Consider the following 15,623-nt stretch of genomic DNA (forward strand, 5'->3'; position numbering starts at 1 on the left):
GGGCGAACGGTCGGGCATGCGCATCTCCGACCGGGGCTACGGCGAGGAGGGCCGGGAGCGGCTCACCCTCGTCCCCGAGAACGTCGACGACCTCTGGCACCTCGCGCACGTCCTCGAACCCGGGGACCTCGTCGAGGGCGACACCACCCGCCGGATCCAGCGGAACGACGATCAGATGCGGGACACCGGCGGCCAGCGCGAGCACCTGTTCGTCACGCTGGAGGTCGACGACGTGGAGTTCGCCCGGTTCGCCAACCGGCTCCGCGTCTCGGGCGTGATCGTCGGCTGCTCCCGCGAGGACCAGCTCAACGCCCACCACACGCTCAACGTCGAGGAGCACGACGAGATCACGGTCGAGAAGCACTTCAAACCGGACCAGACGGAGCGGCTGGAGGAGGCGACGGAGGCCGCCGAGAACCCCGACGTCGCCATCGCGACCGTCGAGGAGGGCGCCGCCTACGTCCACACGGTCCAGCAGTACGGCACCGAGGAGTACGCCTCGTTCACGAAGCCGACCGGGAAGGGCGAGTACTCCCGCCCCCGCGAGGAGCTGTTCGCCGAGCTCGGCGAGGCGCTGGCGCACCTCGACGCCGACGCCGTGATCCTCGCCGGCCCGGGGTTCACGAAGCAAGACGCGCGCGACTACATCGAGGAGGAGTACCGCGACCTCCCCGACCGGATCACCACTGTCGACACCTCGGCCGCGGGCGACCGGGGGGTCCACGAGGTCCTGAAGCGCGGCGCGGTCGACGAGGTGCAAAAGGAGACGCGGATCTCGAAGGAGGCGAACCTGATCGACGAGCTGACCGAGAACATCGCGCAGGGCGCGAAGGCGACGTACGGCCCCGAGGACGTGGCCGAGGCCGCCGAGTTCGGCGCGATCGAGACCCTGCTGGTGGTCGACGACCGGCTCCGCACGGAGCGACAGCAAGAGGGCGACTGGTCGATCGACGTCAACGAGGTGATCGAGTCGGTCGAGCGGCAGGGCGGCGACGTGGTCGTCTTCTCCTCGGAGTTCGCGCCCGGCGAGCAGCTCTCGAACCTCGGCGGGATCGCCGCGATCCTGCGCTATCGGCTGGAGTAGCGAGTCCAAGCGACGGACCCGCTCCCCCGCGGTTCGTCGCTCCCGAAAACACTTACCTATCGTGAGGAGAGTCGACCCATGAAACGGCGTTCCCTCCTCCGGGGCGCGGTTCCCCTCTGCGCGGGCCTCGCCGGCTGCTCCGGATTGGTCTCCGATTCCCCGACGCTCTCCCTGACCGTCTTCAATCACTCCGAGAGCCCGTACACGGTCGAGGTGACGATCTCCCGGACGGACGCCACCTCCAGAAGCGACGCCAGGGCGTTCTCCGGGACGATCGACGTCGAGCCGGACGGTCAGGCCGTCCGCGAAGACGTCGCCGAACGGCGGCCGTACCTCGTCGAGTACGGCCTCTACGAGGACAACAGCGGTCTGACGGACCAAGACCACGTCCACTACTATCCGGGCGACGAGGGCGAGGATGGCGGTTTGGCGTTCGATATCGATTCATCCGGGACCCTGACGCGGAGGTGGTGACCGCCGCCCGCCGGCGATCTGACCACCGACGGTCGCCGTCGAGTCGTCGGTTCGTTCCTATCTCCCCGTGAGCGCCTCGCTTGCGGGCGCGAAATCGATCGGCTGCCCCCGCCCCCTTTCGCTCGCCCGTTTATAAAGCATATGCGCGGCCGCGACCGTCTCGATCCCGGTCCCGCCGGAGTCGAAGACCGTGATTTCCTCCTCGCTCGTCCGGCCGGGATGCCCGCCGGCGACGACCTCGCCGAGGTCGGCCGCGACGTGGTCCTCGCCGACGAGCCCCGCCTCGACCGCGGCGAGGAACGAGCCCGCGTCCTGCGCCGCCCGCTCGCGGATGTCGGGGACGTACGTCGACCGGGCGACAAGCTCCGGCGGGAGCTCGTTCTTCTCCGGGTGGTACTGCCCCATCGACGTGACGTGGGTGCCGGGCTCGACGTCCGCGTCGTCGACGACCGGGTCGCTCGCGTTCGTCGCGGTGATCACCACGTCGGCGCCGGCGACCGCCGCGCTCGCGCTCGGGACCGCCGAGATGTCGGGCTCGATCCGGTCGTCGAACTCGTCCGCGAACGCCTCGCGGTGCTCGGCCGTCGGCGAGAACACCCGGACGGCCTCGAAGTCGCGCACGGTCGCGGTCGTCGCGAGCTGGCCGCGGGCCTGCGCGCCGCTCCCGATCACGGCGACCTCCGTTGCGTCCTCGCGAGCGAGCGCGTCGACCGCGGTCGCCCCCGCGGCGCCCGTCTTAAACGGGTTCATCGACGCGCCGTCGAGCACCGCGAGCGGCTCGCCCGACTCGGCGTCGAACAGCGGGGTCATGAACCACGCGTCGCCCGCGCCGAACCCCGCGGAGTAGGTGTAGCCGCCCATCGCGCCCGTCTCCGGCAGCAGCGCGGCGTAGGTCGTCAGCATGCCCGGCGGGTCGCGGTTGTACAGCTTCGTCCGCGGTTCCGCGGGCGCGCCCTCGCCGATCTGGCGGTACGCGTCGCGCACGGCGGCGACGTAGTCGGCCGGCTCGGCGAGGTCGTCGACGTCGGCGCTCGTGAGAAACAGCGTCTCGGTCATACCCGACCGGTCGGGCGCCGGGGACTAAACCGTGCAGGGAACCGGAACGCGACGCGGCGCGAGCTGCCGGCGGTCGGCGCGTCGACCGGCGTCGGCCTCTCCGGGCGCGTCAGTCGGAGCCGCCGGCTCGCGACCGCCCGCTCTGCGACCGGTCGACCGCGCGGTCGATCGACTCCCCGACGGAGCCGTCGCGGGACCGATCGGTCCGCCCGCGAACGTCGGTGACTGGGTTCCGGACGAACATCGCGTGGGCCACGATGGCGCCCGCGACGAGGGCGCCCCCGGGTAGCGCGGCCGTCAACGACAGTCCGACCAGGTTGAGGAAGGCGGTCACACCGATCAACGCAGCCGGAATGAGCCCAAGGACGTAGTCGTAGTACCCAGTCATGCTTCGCTGTAAACTATGACAAAATCACTATTAAAACTTTATCAGGGTTCTCCGTGGCACCTCAAATGATCATTTCGAAGTTGTTCATAAGTTATATGGACTATCATCGCGGTCAACGCGAGCCAGTGGACCGCCGCTGCGGCGGCTCTCGGGCCGGACGAGGCCGTCGGAGACGCGGCGGAATCGGGGCAGAAAAGCAGCGCGGGGAACGGGTCAGCCAACGCAACGGGTCAGCCAACGACGGTCGAGGCGCCGGCGCGGGTTGTTATCGGAGCCTGAAGTACAGGGCGCGCCAGCCGCCGAGGAACGCCGACCCCGCCACGAGCATGACGACGGCGAAGCTCAGTTCGGCGCCGCCGCGGAAGACGAACGCGCGGAGCCCGAGTCCGACGACGGCCGCCGGGATCCACGACCGGATCGCCAGCGGCACCGACGACTTCGCCGTCTCCGCGGCGCCGGCGGAGTACGCGCCGACGACCGGCGCGATCAGGGCCCAGGCGATCAGGAACGGCGCGTAGACGCCGGGCAGGTACAGCGGGTTCGCCGTGAGGAACTCGACCGAGGTGTGGTTCAGCGTCCCGATAGTCAGCATGACGATCAGCGCGAGCAGGTCGCCGACCAGGAGCGGCGCGGCGGCGCGGTCGAGGCGATTCGAGAGGAACGACGAGTCGGCCATGTCGACCAGTCTGGGGCGCCCCTACTTTGTACGCACGGATTCGGTCGGGCGGTCGCCGCGCCGGCGAGCGTCGCCGCGCCAACGAGCATCGCCTACTCGTACAGCGGGTGCGCCTCGCAGAGCTCGACGACGCGCTCGCCGACCTCGTAGATGACCTCGTCGCTGTCGACGTCGTCGACGACGCGGTAGATGAGATCGCCGACCTCCTCGATCGCCGCCTCGTCGAACCCGCGGGTCGTGAGCCCGGCCGTCCCTGCGCGGATCCCCGAGGGATTGAACGGCGACCGCGTCTCGCCCGGCACGGTGTTCCCGTTGAGCACGATGTTCGCGGCCGCGAGCGCGTCCTCCGCGTCGCCGCCCGGCAGGTCCGGGTGCGAGTCGCGGAGGTCGGCCAACACGAGGTGGTTGTCGGTGCCGCCGGAGACCAGGGAGAGCCCGTGCCCCTGAAGCGTCTCGGCGAGGACCTCGGCGTTGTCGACGACCTGCTGCGCGTACGCCTCGAACTCGGGCTCGAGCGCCTCCTTGAACCCCACCGCCTTGCCGGCGACGTTGTGCATGAGGGGGCCGCCCTGCCCGCCGGGGAACACCGCCTTGTCGATGTCGTCGGCGTACTCCTCGTCGCACAGTACGATCCCGCCGCGCCCGGCGCGGATCGTCTTGTGGGTCGAGCCGGTGACGAAGTCGGCGACGCCGACCGGCGACGGGTGGACGCCCGCCGCGACGAGCCCGGTGATGTGGGCGATGTCGGCGAGGTGGTAGGCGTCGACCGCGTCGGCGGCGGCCTGGATCGCCTCCCAGTCGACGGTCCGCGGGTACGCGGAGTAGCCGGAGACGATGATGTCCGGCTCGAACTCCTCGGCCGTCTCGCGGAGGCCCTCGTAGTCGATGTACCCCGTCTCGGGGTCGACCTCGTACTGCTCGACCTCGTAGATCTGCCCGGTGAAGTTCGCGGGGTGGCCGTGCGAGAGGTGGCCGCCGTGGGTCAGGTCCAGCGAGAGGATCTTGTCGCCGGGCTCCAACACCGCGTAGTACACCGCCTGGTTCGCCTGCGTCCCGGAGTGCGGCTGGACGTTGACGTGTTCGGCGCCCCACAGCTCCTTGGCGCGCTCGATCGCGAGCTCCTCGACCTCGTCGGCGTACTCGCAGCCCGCGTAGTACCGCGCGCCCGGGTACCCCTCCGCGTACTTGTTCGTGAGGACGCTCCCCTGCGCCTCCAGCACCGCCTCGCTAACGTGGTTCTCGCTGGCGATCATCGCGAGCGTCTGCTCCTGTCTGTCGCGCTCGCCGGCCAGCGCGTCGGCGACCGCCGGGTCGACCTCCCGGACGTGCTCGTTGTCCATGTACGAAGGCGGGTGCGATCGCGCATTAATCCTTCCGTCACGGCGTCGCCCACACGCTGGTCTCCCGTCGCGTCCGCCACTCGCAACGACGCGTCGTTCCCGCCGTTTTCGGTTCGAACCTCGAATCCGGCATTTTCGGAGGTCTCGGCGGCTGAAAACCCGTTGTTCCCTTCCTGAATCCCGTTAATATTAAATAGATATCTGGCTTTTATCCGAGGAGATAGATGGTATCGAATTTACTGGAGACGGACGTCGAGAACGTCCTCGATACGGCGTTCGCCGGCGCCGACGAGGAGCTCCTCGTCGTCGACCCGTCCGCGGAGACGATCGTATCGCTCGTCGAGGCGGCAACCGGCCGCGACGACCTGCCGACGCTGTCGATGCTGGCGGACGAACGCACGCTGAAGGACGTGACAGACGACTTCCTCGTCGCGTCGAAGGCGGCCGACCTCGTCGCCGACGGGTCGCTCGGGCTCCGCGTGCTCTCGACCGAGGTGGACAACGCGCTGTTCGTCTCTCCCTCGCGGGTCGTCGTTCTCGTGAGCGCGGGCGAGCACGTCGCCGCGCTCTCGACCGAGGAGGACGACTTCGTCGACGAGGTGTTCGCGACGCACCGCGACGCCTTCGAGTCGGCCGAGGAGTACGGGCTCCGGACCCCGGCGCTCAGCCGCGTCCGCGAGACGATGGCGGCCGAGATCGGCGAGGCCGCCCGCGACGACTTCGACGCCGTGCTCGCCTCGATGGAGTCGGCGGACGCCGCGCTCGACGAGGTGACCGTCTCGCTGCTCGTCGCCGCGAAGAACGACGTGCTCCTCTACGACATCTCGAAGTGGGGCGAGGACGTCGGGATCGCCTCGAAGGCGACGTTCTCCCGGACGAAAACCCGGCTGGAGGATCTCGGAATCATCGACACGGAGAAGGTCCCGATCGACGTCGGTCGCCCCCGGCTCCGGCTCAAGCTCGGTGACGACCGGCTCCACGGCGTCGACGCCGAGGAGCTCGCCGGTGTCGCGAGCGAGCTGATGGATTGAATCGGCGCCGTTTGGCCGAATCGTCGCGCCGTCTCCGCCTCCGACACCGCGACCCGCGGCTTTTTTCCGCTCCCTCGCGTCGAACGGGATATGGACATCGGACTTGTCGGCGAGGGCCCCGCGGTCGACGCCGTCTCGGCCGCGCTCGGGGACGTCGACGTGAACGTGATGCCGGTCGAGCCGGGGCTGCTGGACGGATTCGACCTCGCGGTCGTGGCCGACACCGCCGGCTCGTCGGCGTTCGCGGCCGCGAACGACGCCCTCGACCGCTGGGTGGGGATCGAGGTCGGCGGCCTCGGCGGGGTCCCGCTCGACGAGGTCGACGCCGCGGTGACCGTCTTCGACGAGGCCTGCTACGACTGCCTTCGGACGCGGGTCGCGAGCGGCGGCGCGGAGCCGGCGGACGCCCCGCAGGGCCGCCGGTCGGCGGTGCGCTACGCCGGTGCGCTCGCCGGGCGCCGCGTCATCCGGCTGCTCGCGGGCGACTCAGTCGCCGACACGGTCGTCGAGGTGCCGGGCGCGGAGCGCAGCCTGCTCCCGGTCCCCGGCTGCGACTGCGGCGACGCCCCCGGCGACGCGCTCCCGCGGGAGCACGCGGAGCGCCCGCTCGACGAGTCGATCGACCGCGCCGAGCGAGCGGTGGACGCCCGGATCGGCGCGCTCTCGGAGGTCGGCGAGCGGGAGTCGTTCCCGGTGCCGTACTACGTCGCGCGCGTCGCCGACACCACGCCCTTCTCGGACGTCCGGGCCGCCGAGTTCGGCGGCGGCGTCGACGCCGGCTGGGACGCGGCGTTCATGAAGGCGCTCGGCGAGGGGTTAGAGCGGTACGCGGCGGGGGTCTACCGCGAGGCGTCGTTCACGCGGGCACCGGCCGCGAACGTCCCGAACCCGGTGACTCCCGACGCGTTCGTGCGCCCCGACGACGCCGAGGCGTACGACCGCGACGAGGCGCTCGCGTGGGCGACCGGCGAGGAGCTCGCAACCGGCGAGCCCGCGAGCCTCCCGGCGGAGTTCGTCGGCTTCCCCCCGTCGGAGCGCCGGTACCGGCCCGCGATCACCACCGGGCTCGGGCTCGGGAACTCCGGGCCGGAGGCCGCGCTGTCGGGGCTGTACGAGGCCGTCGAGCGCGACGCGACGATGACGAGCTGGTACTCGACGACGGAGCCGCTCGGGCTGGAACTCGATGACTCGACGTTCGCCGAACTGGAGAAGCGCGCGCGGGCCGAGTCGCTGTCGGTGACGCCGCTGCTCGTGACGACCGACGTCGACGTACCCGTCGTCGCCGTCGGCGTCCACCGCGACGGCGACTGGCCGCGGTTCGCGGCCGGTTCGGGCGCCGACCTCGACCCGGTCGCCGCGGCCCGGAGCGCGCTCGCGGAGGCGCTCCAGAACTGGACGGAGCTCCGGTCGATGGGGCCGGACGCCGCGGCCGAGGAGGGCGCCGCGATCGGTCACCACGCCGACTTCCCCGACGAGACGCGGGCGTTCTTCGACCCGGACGCGAGCGTCCCCGCCGACGCGCTCGGCGAGCCGGCGCTCTCGGGGACCGACGAGCTGGAGGCCGTCGTCGACCGCGTCGAGACCGTCGGGCTGGAGCCGTACGTCGCCCGGATCACGACCCGGGACCTCGCCGGGATGGGGTTCGAGGCGGTCCGCGTGCTCGTCCCCGGCGCGCAGCCGCTGTTCACCGGCGAGCCGTTCTTCGGCGACCGCGCCCGCGACGTGCCGCGGTCGATGGGGTTCGAGCCCGAGCTGGAGAAGGCGTACCACCCGTTCCCGTAGTCGCCCGTCTCCCCCCTCCCGCTCGCTGGCCGCCCCACCCGCCCTATTTAAGTCGCTGCCGGCCGCCGGCTCTCCCATGGACGTCGTATCCGACGCGGACGTCGAGGCGGCCGAGGCGGTCGACGACGTGTTCCTCACGCAGGGCGCGGTCGGCGAGGACACCAGCATCCAGCGGTTCGTCATCGATCCCGGGGCCGAGGTGCCGGAACACGACCACCACCACGAGCAGATCGGCGTGGTCACCGAGGGGGCGCTCACCTTCGTCGTCGACGGCGAGGAGCTGGTCGTCGAGGCCGGCGACACGTACGTCCTCCCCGGCGGCGAGCCGCACGCCGCGCGCAACGACGGCGACGAGACGGTCGTGGGGTACGACATCTTCTCGCCGCCGCGCGCGAACCCGGACTGGCGGGACTAAGCGCGACGCGACTATTTATAAACGAATAGGCGGTGCGGTGGCGCGCGCCTGCGAGCGGCCCATCGGCCGCGAGCAGCGCGCGCGAGGGAGTCGGTCGCCCGGAGCAACGCGGAGGGCGACCGACGAGGCTGGGGAGGTATGAGGCGCGGTGCGGTTGCGGTGGGTTGGACTCAAAGGGGCAGCCGCGAGGGGCGCGGAGGCGAAGCAAGCACCGCAGTGAGTGAGCGAAGCGAACGAGCGAGGAGCGCAGCGAGCGTGCGCGCCCCTCGCGGCTGGGGCTTTGGAGGTGGTCACCGCAAAGAGACCAGTCACGTATCGCCGAGCGGCTGGGGCTTTGGAGGTGGTCACCGCCGATCCGCACTCAACTGTTTATAAGTAATCGACTGGGCTTTGGAGGTGGTCACCGCCGATCCGCACTCAACTACTTATAAACGAGCGGTTGGGACTTTGGAGTCGATCGTCGCCCCGCCCGCGTCGTTCACAGACCAACCAACACGATCGGAGGCAACGCACGCCACTGTCACGCACCCTTTATCAATCGACCCCTAACTGGCTACATCGTAATGGCACGCGCGAGCGCCGGCCCCCGGCTCCACTTCGGCTTCTGTAACCTCAGCCTCTCGCACGAACGGCTGTACGGAGCCCTCGGGCTCGGCCTCGCGGAGCCCCGCGTCGTCGTCGACGCGGAGCCGGCCGAGTCGGTGACCGTCCGGACGACCGACGACGACCCCGCCACCGACCCCGCTATCCGCGACGATGTCCGCGAGTACGTCCGCACCGCCGCCGACCTGCTCGGCGTCGACGGCGCGCGCGTCACCGTCCGCGAGTCGCTGCCGCGCCACGCCGGGCTCGGGAGCGGCACCCAACTGGCCGCCGCGACGCTCGCGGCGGTCGCGACCGCCCACGGCGAGGCGCCCCGCGTCCGCGAGCGCGCCCCGGCGCTCGGCCGCGGGGGGCGCTCCGGCGTCGGCGTCGCGACCTTCGAAGCGGGCGGGTTCGTCCTCGACGCCGGTCACCCGACCGCCAGGTTCACGACCGACCGCCCCGCGGACGGCGAGTGGACCGTCCCGCCGGTGGCGGCCCGCCACGACGTGCCCGAGGACTGGCGCTTCCTGCTCGTGCGCCCCGACGCCGACCCCGGCCGGAACGGGGACGCGGAGGACGACGCGATGCGGACCGCGGTCGAGCGCGCCGAGCCCGGGATCGCCGACCGCATCGGCGGGATCGTCACGCGGCGGGTGCTCCCCGCGATCGCGACCGGAAACGCCGAGCGGTTCGGCGCCGCGGTCGCGGAGATCGGCCGGCTCAACGGCGCGTGGTACGCCGACGAGCAGGGGGGCGTCTACCGCCCGCCCGTCGGCGACGTGGTGGCGTCGCTGTCCGACGCCGCGGCGGTGTTCGGCGCGGGGCAGTCCTCCTGGGGCCCGACCGTGTACGGCGTCACCGACGCCGCGAACGCCGACGCCGCGGCGACCGCGGGCGAGCGCGCGCTGGACGAGGCGGGCGTGTCGGGATCGGTCGCGGTCGTCCGCGCGGCGGACGGCGGGGCGCGGGTGACGGAGTAGCGGGTCGGTCGGCTGTTGGCGGGTCGGCCGCCGGCGAGTCGGTCGGCCGCCGCGCGCTTTCCGCACCCACACGAGCAACAACACTAAGCGGTGCGGCGCCCCCGTACGGGACATGACGAGCGTTCCGTTCGGCGTCGCCCGCCTCGACTCGATCCTCGGCGGCGGCGCGCCGCCGGGCAACGTCGTGCTGCTCGCCGGCGAGTCCGGAGCGGGCGCGCGCGAGTTCCTGTACACGAGCGCGGCGATGAACGCCCTCGGGCGCGCGGACGAGGAGCTGTTCGACCTCTACTACGGCGGCCTCCCCGCGGACGCCGAACTCCCCGAAGAGATCCACTACCTCTCCTTTACCGCCGACACGGACGCGCTCACCCGCGAGATGGGGTACACGATGGCCGACGAGATCGTCGACGCCGCGATCGACGAGATCGCCTTCCGGGACCTCTCGCCGGAGTTCTTCCAGCTGAGCCCCATCCCCCGCGACTGGTACGAGGAGGAGACGGCGTCGATCACGGAGCTCGGCGACCGCGGCGAGTACGAGGACGTGCTCACGGCGTTCGGCGACTACCTCTCGGCGAACGCCGACGGGAGCTTAGTCTGTATCGACTCCGTCACCGACCTCCTCTCGATGGTCGACGAGGACACGGAGTGGAGCGACGTGGCGATGGTGATGAAGGGGTTAAAGAAGGCCGCCTACCAGTGGGGCGGGCTCATCCTCGTGTTGGTGAACACCGACTCGATCACCGACGCGGAGTTCGGCGCCCTGATGGACGCCGCGGGCGGGACCCTCCAGTTCACCTGGGAGAGCGGCGGCTCCCAGCGCGCCCGGACCATGTTCGTCCGCGAGTTCCGCGGCGTCCTCTCCCGGCTGGAGGAGGAGAACATCGTCCGGTTCGAGACCGAGATTCACGAGGGCGGCTTCGACATCAGCGACGTGCGGAAGATCCGGTGAGCGGGATCGACCCGGCTGGTGGCGACCGCACTCGGCCGATTCCGTCCGCCGAGTATCGATCCGGAGAATGACGCGACAGATTACTTAAGTCTCCTCCCTAAACGGAGTGTAGATGACGGGGGACCCGCGATGAGCGACCTCGATCCGACCGACGGGACGGTCGACGCCGCGATCGAGGCCGCCGCCGACGAGGCCGGCGTCGGCCGCGAGGAGCTGCTGAAGCGCGCGATCGTCACCCTCGCGGAGGGGGAGGACATCGACGTCCCGGACGCCGAGGAGGTGGCGGCGCTCGAGTCGCGGCTCGACGAGCTCGACGCCGACGTCGACGAGAAGGTGGCTGACCTCCGCGAGCGCTTCGTCGAGCTCTACCGCGACCTGGAGGCGAAGGCGCCGGCCGACCACGCCCACGCCGAGACGGCGGAGCGGATGGACGCGCTCGCGGCCGACCTCGACCGGGTCTCAGAGCGACTCGACGAGCTCGAGGCGGACGCGGTGTCGCGTTCGACCGTCGACGAGGCGGTCGAGGAGCGCGTCGGCGACCTCGACGACCGGCTCGCCGACATCGAGTCGCGGACGGCGGACCTCGCCGAACTGGAGGCGCGCGTGGATGCGATCGACACCGACGACCTCGACGACAAGCTCTCCCGGGTCGCGGGCGCGGTCGTCAGGGTCCGGCGCCGGCTGGAGGCGGCCGAGCGGGACCGCGCCGACCGAGAGCGTCTCGACGCCCTCGCGGCGACCGCGAACCGAAACGGCGTGCGGAAGGCGGCCTGCACCGACTGCGGCGAGACCGTCGACGTCGGGCTGTTGACGGAGCCCGAGTGCCCGCACTGCGGGCGAGAGTTCGGCGAGCTGGAACCGAACCCCGGCTTCCTCGGCACCTCGCGGCTCGTCGCCGGGGAGCAGCCGGCCCTCGAGGGCGACGTCGACGACGGGCGAGACGGCGGCGTGAGCACCCGCGACGCCGGGGGAGATCGATGAGCGACGACGAGGGCGATCCGCGGCGCGACACGGGCTCCGACCCGAACCTCGACTCGAATCGCGATCCGAATTCTGACGAGGAGCTCGACTCTCTTGACGACCCCGCGGCCGAGATCGACGACCCCTTCGCCGAGCTCGGTGCGGGCGTCGACGAGCGCGACACCGGAGGGGCTGAGTCGGGATCCGACGCGGACGCGGGAGCCCACGCCGCCGACGGATCCGAGTCGTCTCTACCCGGCCACGCGTCCGACGCGGGACGTGGCGATCCCTTCGACGAGCTCGGGTTCCCCGACGCCGGGCGCGAGGGCCCTTCGGACGACGCCGCGGGTCGGGGCGATCCGGGCGACTGGGACGACGAGATGGACGCCCTCGACGACGCGTTCGAGCAGATGGACGTCGACGGCCCGACCGAGGAGGACGTCTGGGAGTCGCTCGACGCCGACGCGGCCGACGCGTTCGGCGCCGCCGGGATCGGCGGGGCGACGTCCGTCCCCGGCGGGCGCGACACGGAGCACGTCGTCTCCAAGCGGACGTACTGCCAGCAGTGCCCGCACTTCACCTCGCCGCCCGAGGCCGCGTGCACCCACGAGGGGACGACCATCGTCGAGGCGGTCGGCTTCGACGAGTTCCGCGTCCGGAACTGCCCGATGGTCTCCGAGGAGAACCCGACGTTCGACGCTGACGGCTGACGGGATCTATTTTCGTTACGCTCCGTCCGATCGGGACCGTGGCCGGTTTCTGAACAGCCTCAAGCGTCCCCGGGACAGATCGTCCCTACGGTGGGTATCGTCGACGCAACGCGACGGCGCGGGATCGAGTTCGGTCCGGGAGCGCTCACCGGGGCGATAGGGGATTCGATTACGGTTATCCCGCTCGTCGTCGCGCTGTCGCTCCTGACGGGCGTGTCGCTGCCGCACGCGCTCGCCGGGTTCGGGGTCTTCCAGATCGTCTGGGGAGTCCGGTACGGGCTGCCCGTGTCCGTCGAGCCGATGAAGGCGCTGGCGGCGCTGGCGATCGCCGGCGCCCTGACGTACGCCGAGCTCGCGCTCGCCGGGCTGATCCTCGGCGTCCTCCTCCTCGCGATCGGGCTCTCCGGCACGCTCGCGCGAGTCGAGCGCTGGATCGGCGAGCCGGTGATACGCGGCGTGCAGTTCGCGGTCGGGCTGATCCTCTTGGAGACCGGGGTCGACCTCGCGCTCGGCGACCCGGTCCTCGCGGCGCTCGGGGTGGCGATCGCCGCCCTCGCGGCCCTCGCCGGGTATCGGACGGCGAGCGCGCTCGCGGTGGCGGTCGCGGGCGTCGCGATCGCCGTCGTCGTCGCGGACGTCCCGGCGCCGCAGTGGCCCGGGGCGCCGCCGACCCCGTCGCTGTCGGCGCTCTCGGCGGCGGTCACCCGGCGCGCGGCGGACGGCGTGGCCGCCCAGCTCGCGATGACGATCGGGAACGCCGCGCTCGCGACCTCCCTGCTGTTCGCCGACCTGTTCGACGCCGACGTGACGGCCGACGAGCTGTCGGCGAGCATGGGCGCGACGAACCTGCTCGCGGTGCCGCTCGGCGGGATCCCGATGTGTCACGGCTGCGACGGCGTCGCCGGGAAGCACGCGTTCGGCGCGCGCACCGGCGGCGCGAACGTCGTCCTCGGCGCCGGCTACCTCCTCGCCGTCCCGTTCGCGACCCCCGCACTCCTCGGCGCGTTCCCGCTGGCGATGCTCGGCGCGCTGCTCGCGATCGTCGCCGTCTCGCTCGCGCGCAACGCGCTCGACTCCGAGAACGTCGCGCTCTCGGTCGCTATCGGCCTCGTCGCGCTGGCGACGAACCTCGGCGCCGCGTTCCTGCTCGGGATCGTCGCGCATCTGGCGTGGGAGCGGATCGGCGACACCGACGGCGGTTTATAAATAGACGGCGGTGTAGCGGCGCGCGCCTCCGAGCGCCCGCAGGGCGCGAGGAGCGCGTGCGAGGGAGTCAGTCGCCGGAGCGAAGCGGAGGCGACTGACGAGGCTGGGGAGGCGTGAGGTGCGGTGCGGTTGCGGAGGGTGGGACTCAAAGGGGCAGCCGCGAGGACGAAGCACGGCGACGGTAGCACCGCAGCGAGGGAGCGAAGCGACCGAGCGAGGAGCGCGCCGAGCCGCGCGAGTCGTCGCGGCTGGGGCTTTGGAGGTGTTCACCGCGATGTCGCCGACCACGCATAAACGACCAGAATACGCATACCTGTCTCGAGCGCAGTCACGGAAGCTAAACCGCTCTGTCCCGTACGCCACCTATATATGCAGTTCTGTGACGACTGCGGTTCGATGATGGTCTCCGTCGACGGCGAGATGGTGTGTCAGAACGACGACTGCGGCGGCACCGCCGAGCGCGACGAGTCGCTCGCGGCGGAGTTCGAGTCGACCGCGGAACAGACCGGCGACGAGGTGATCGAGACCGAGGAGGGCGCGAACTTCGAGGGGAAGCCGACCGCGACCGACGTGGTCTGCGACGAGTGCGGCCACGGCGAGGCGTGGTACACGATCAAACAGACCGGCGCCGCCGACGAGCCCCCGACGCGCTTTTTTAAATGCAAGGAGTGCGGCCGTCGCTGGCGCGGGTACAACTGATCGGACCGATCGGCGGCCCGCCACGCGGTTCCCCCGAAACGACCGGTCGCCGGGAACCGGGGAACCACCTCAGAGTACCACCTCGCTGTCGGTGAGGAGGTCCCGCTTCGCTCGTTCGGCCTCCGGCCCTTCCGGAACGATACCGGGCGTCGAAGCCTCGTCCTCGAACCGATCCGGGTCCGGTGAGAGGGAGTCGAGCACCTCCGCGAACGTCGGTCCCCGCCTCCCCGTGAGGTGGACGAACCCCCCGTACTGTCGCTCCTCGATCGGCGTCGCGTCCGGATCCGCGAACGCTTCGCGAATGCAATCGACGTTCTCCCGGAGGTACTCCGCGGCCTTGTGCTGCGAGTACTGGCTGTCCGCGTAGTACTGTCCCTGATCGCTGTCTGTGAGGTCCGCCTCCGCGAGCGTCGAGGACTCGTACCGAACCGCGTCCTCGCTGATATCGCCGGTGAGGAAACTGAGATTCACGGTGAAACAATCCGGATACCGCAGAATCACCAGAAAGAAAATCTGCTCGTCAACGGTGTAGCGCTCCTGCAAGCGGTAGTAACACTCCAGTTGACATCCTCCCGCGCCTGAAGACGCGGGAATCCCACGGCACCGCACCGCTGAGTTGGGATATTATGGTTCGCGGTTCACGACCTGTTCTCGTGGGGCGAAACGGCCCTCACTACGGTCGAACAGGTGAACCGCTGGCTGTGCCAACCAGCCGTTATCCCTATCGCCGCCATCCGTGGCGAGACTCGGGAGTACCTTTTGTCGAATGTTCTCCGCACCGTTTACGTCTGCGTTCGCAACCGTATCGCACGCCTCACAGACGTACAACCCACGTTTGACCCGTTGGTTATCGTCCGTGTGACCACATGCTGAACACGACTTCGACGTATCGCGTTCCGACACCAACTCCACGTCGATGCCCTCGGCTTCCGCCTTGTAGTCGAGTAGCGTCGCGAAGCGGTCGAACGCCCACCCGTGCAAGTCGAGATTGCCGTGGTCGCCCCAATTCCGAGACTCGCCGTTCTCGTCGCCCTCTCGGATCCCGCCGAGGTCGCCAACGACAAGAGTCCCGACATCTCGTTCGATGCACTCCTCGACAATCGCTTTCGAGAGCGCGTGCAAGAAGTGTGTCCGACGACCCCTCCGCTTGCGGTCAAGTCGGGTGGCCACACGAGACGAGGAATCGTCGCACTTAGCCTTCTTTTTCGTGAAGTAGTATTCGTCCTCTTTGAGTGCGCCACCGGGATACAACACCGCTTCACCGCCGAACGAGACGGCGGCGAAGTTG

17 protein-coding genes are annotated in these 15,623 nt (G+C 70.5%); 11 read left to right on the forward strand and 6 right to left on the reverse strand.

Features of this window, described 5'->3' with window-relative positions:
- Nucleotides 1-16 precede the first annotated feature (16 nt).
- Together B4V06_RS02590 and B4V06_RS02595 are read left to right on the forward strand one after the other, a co-directional pair.
- Nucleotides 17-1,084: an mRNA surveillance protein pelota gene (locus B4V06_RS02590; protein WP_123113055.1), complete on the forward strand. Its 1,068-nt coding sequence runs from the start codon at nucleotides 17-19 to the stop codon at nucleotides 1,082-1,084.
- Nucleotides 1,085-1,162: 78 nt separating this feature from the next.
- The gene (locus B4V06_RS02595) at nucleotides 1,163-1,558 is read left to right on the forward strand and encodes a hypothetical protein (protein ID WP_498167224.1); all 396 of its coding nucleotides are present in this window, start codon (nucleotides 1,163-1,165) and stop codon (nucleotides 1,556-1,558) included.
- Nucleotides 1,559-1,615: 57 nt separating this feature from the next.
- Here the strand turns inward: B4V06_RS02595 and B4V06_RS02600 are convergent, their stop codons facing one another.
- From B4V06_RS02600 to glyA, 4 genes are all read right to left on the reverse strand, one after another.
- Nucleotides 1,616-2,614, reverse strand: coding sequence for an ornithine cyclodeaminase family protein (locus B4V06_RS02600; RefSeq protein WP_498167226.1), 999 nt, complete (start codon nucleotides 2,612-2,614; stop codon nucleotides 1,616-1,618).
- Between the two features lie 109 nt (nucleotides 2,615-2,723).
- Nucleotides 2,724-3,002 (reverse strand): DUF8015 family protein, encoded by a 279-nt coding sequence (locus B4V06_RS02605; protein ID WP_123113052.1) that lies wholly within the window; start codon nucleotides 3,000-3,002, stop codon nucleotides 2,724-2,726.
- Between the two features lie 265 nt (nucleotides 3,003-3,267).
- On the reverse strand, nucleotides 3,268-3,678 hold the full coding sequence (locus B4V06_RS02610; protein WP_123113051.1) for a DUF3054 domain-containing protein: 411 nt from the start codon (nucleotides 3,676-3,678) through the stop codon (nucleotides 3,268-3,270).
- Nucleotides 3,679-3,770: 92 nt separating this feature from the next.
- Nucleotides 3,771-5,018, reverse strand: coding sequence for a serine hydroxymethyltransferase (gene glyA, locus B4V06_RS02615; RefSeq protein ID WP_123113050.1), 1,248 nt, complete (start codon nucleotides 5,016-5,018; stop codon nucleotides 3,771-3,773).
- Nucleotides 5,019-5,242: 224 nt separating this feature from the next.
- Between glyA and tbsP the strand changes: the two genes are divergently transcribed.
- From tbsP to B4V06_RS02660, 9 genes are all read left to right on the forward strand, one after another.
- Nucleotides 5,243-6,049: a transcriptional regulator TbsP gene (gene tbsP / locus B4V06_RS02620; RefSeq protein ID WP_123113049.1), complete on the forward strand. Its 807-nt coding sequence runs from the start codon at nucleotides 5,243-5,245 to the stop codon at nucleotides 6,047-6,049.
- A gap of 90 nt (nucleotides 6,050-6,139) precedes the next feature.
- Nucleotides 6,140-7,831 carry a YcaO-like family protein gene (locus B4V06_RS02625; protein ID WP_123113048.1) on the forward strand — a complete coding sequence of 564 codons (1,692 nt, stop codon included), beginning with the start codon at nucleotides 6,140-6,142 and terminating at the stop codon, nucleotides 7,829-7,831.
- Nucleotides 7,832-7,907: 76 nt separating this feature from the next.
- Complete coding sequence (locus B4V06_RS02630) at nucleotides 7,908-8,246, forward strand: cupin domain-containing protein (RefSeq protein WP_123113047.1); 339 nt, start codon at nucleotides 7,908-7,910, stop codon at nucleotides 8,244-8,246.
- A gap of 563 nt (nucleotides 8,247-8,809) precedes the next feature.
- Nucleotides 8,810-9,811, forward strand: a complete 1,002-nt coding sequence (locus tag B4V06_RS02635) for a beta-ribofuranosylaminobenzene 5'-phosphate synthase family protein (RefSeq protein ID WP_498167232.1) — start codon at nucleotides 8,810-8,812, stop codon at nucleotides 9,809-9,811.
- 112 nt (nucleotides 9,812-9,923) lie between these two features.
- Nucleotides 9,924-10,760 carry an RAD55 family ATPase gene (locus B4V06_RS02640; protein ID WP_498167234.1) on the forward strand — a complete coding sequence of 279 codons (837 nt, stop codon included), beginning with the start codon at nucleotides 9,924-9,926 and terminating at the stop codon, nucleotides 10,758-10,760.
- A 129-nt stretch (nucleotides 10,761-10,889) separates the two neighbouring features.
- Complete coding sequence (locus B4V06_RS02645; protein WP_498167236.1) at nucleotides 10,890-11,741, forward strand: hypothetical protein; 852 nt, start codon at nucleotides 10,890-10,892, stop codon at nucleotides 11,739-11,741.
- Nucleotides 11,738-12,430, forward strand: coding sequence for a DUF8135 domain-containing protein (locus B4V06_RS02650; RefSeq protein WP_498167239.1), 693 nt, complete (start codon nucleotides 11,738-11,740; stop codon nucleotides 12,428-12,430). Before B4V06_RS02645 ends, B4V06_RS02650 begins: the two co-directional genes overlap by 4 nt.
- Before the next feature lie 90 nt (nucleotides 12,431-12,520).
- Complete coding sequence (locus tag B4V06_RS02655) at nucleotides 12,521-13,636, forward strand: putative sulfate/molybdate transporter (RefSeq protein WP_123113042.1); 1,116 nt, start codon at nucleotides 12,521-12,523, stop codon at nucleotides 13,634-13,636.
- 369 nt (nucleotides 13,637-14,005) lie between these two features.
- Complete coding sequence (locus tag B4V06_RS02660) at nucleotides 14,006-14,335, forward strand: transcription factor S (protein WP_123113041.1); 330 nt, start codon at nucleotides 14,006-14,008, stop codon at nucleotides 14,333-14,335.
- A gap of 69 nt (nucleotides 14,336-14,404) precedes the next feature.
- On the opposite strand, the gene B4V06_RS02665 is transcribed toward B4V06_RS02660, so the two are convergent.
- Both B4V06_RS02665 and B4V06_RS02670 read right to left on the reverse strand, forming a co-directional pair.
- Nucleotides 14,405-14,944, reverse strand: a complete 540-nt coding sequence (locus B4V06_RS02665) for a hypothetical protein (protein ID WP_498167242.1) — start codon at nucleotides 14,942-14,944, stop codon at nucleotides 14,405-14,407.
- A gap of 15 nt (nucleotides 14,945-14,959) precedes the next feature.
- Nucleotides 14,960-15,623, reverse strand: a 664-nt coding sequence (locus tag B4V06_RS02670; protein WP_498167244.1) for an RNA-guided endonuclease TnpB family protein, incomplete at its 5' end; no start/stop codon positions are given.

Source organism: Halorubrum sp. B53, from assembly GCF_059752395.1.

Bases quoted from the DNA above. Each gene is read 5' to 3' on its own strand.
- B4V06_RS02590 (WP_123113055.1), top strand. From the start codon at position 17: ATGCGCATCTCCGACCGGGGCTACGGCGAGGAGGGCCGGGAGCGGCTC.
- B4V06_RS02595 (WP_498167224.1), top strand. From the start codon at position 1,163: ATGAAACGGCGTTCCCTCCTCCGGGGCGCGGTTCCCCTCTGCGCGGGC.
- B4V06_RS02600 (WP_498167226.1), bottom strand. From the start codon at position 2,614: ATGACCGAGACGCTGTTTCTCACGAGCGCCGACGTCGACGACCTCGCC.
- B4V06_RS02605 (WP_123113052.1), bottom strand. From the start codon at position 3,002: ATGACTGGGTACTACGACTACGTCCTTGGGCTCATTCCGGCTGCGTTG.
- B4V06_RS02610 (WP_123113051.1), bottom strand. From the start codon at position 3,678: ATGGCCGACTCGTCGTTCCTCTCGAATCGCCTCGACCGCGCCGCCGCG.
- glyA (WP_123113050.1), bottom strand. From the start codon at position 5,018: ATGGACAACGAGCACGTCCGGGAGGTCGACCCGGCGGTCGCCGACGCG.
- tbsP (WP_123113049.1), top strand. From the start codon at position 5,243: ATGGTATCGAATTTACTGGAGACGGACGTCGAGAACGTCCTCGATACG.
- B4V06_RS02625 (WP_123113048.1), top strand. From the start codon at position 6,140: ATGGACATCGGACTTGTCGGCGAGGGCCCCGCGGTCGACGCCGTCTCG.
- B4V06_RS02630 (WP_123113047.1), top strand. From the start codon at position 7,908: ATGGACGTCGTATCCGACGCGGACGTCGAGGCGGCCGAGGCGGTCGAC.
- B4V06_RS02635 (WP_498167232.1), top strand. From the start codon at position 8,810: ATGGCACGCGCGAGCGCCGGCCCCCGGCTCCACTTCGGCTTCTGTAAC.
- B4V06_RS02640 (WP_498167234.1), top strand. From the start codon at position 9,924: ATGACGAGCGTTCCGTTCGGCGTCGCCCGCCTCGACTCGATCCTCGGC.
- B4V06_RS02645 (WP_498167236.1), top strand. From the start codon at position 10,890: ATGAGCGACCTCGATCCGACCGACGGGACGGTCGACGCCGCGATCGAG.
- B4V06_RS02650 (WP_498167239.1), top strand. From the start codon at position 11,738: ATGAGCGACGACGAGGGCGATCCGCGGCGCGACACGGGCTCCGACCCG.
- B4V06_RS02660 (WP_123113041.1), top strand. From the start codon at position 14,006: ATGCAGTTCTGTGACGACTGCGGTTCGATGATGGTCTCCGTCGACGGC.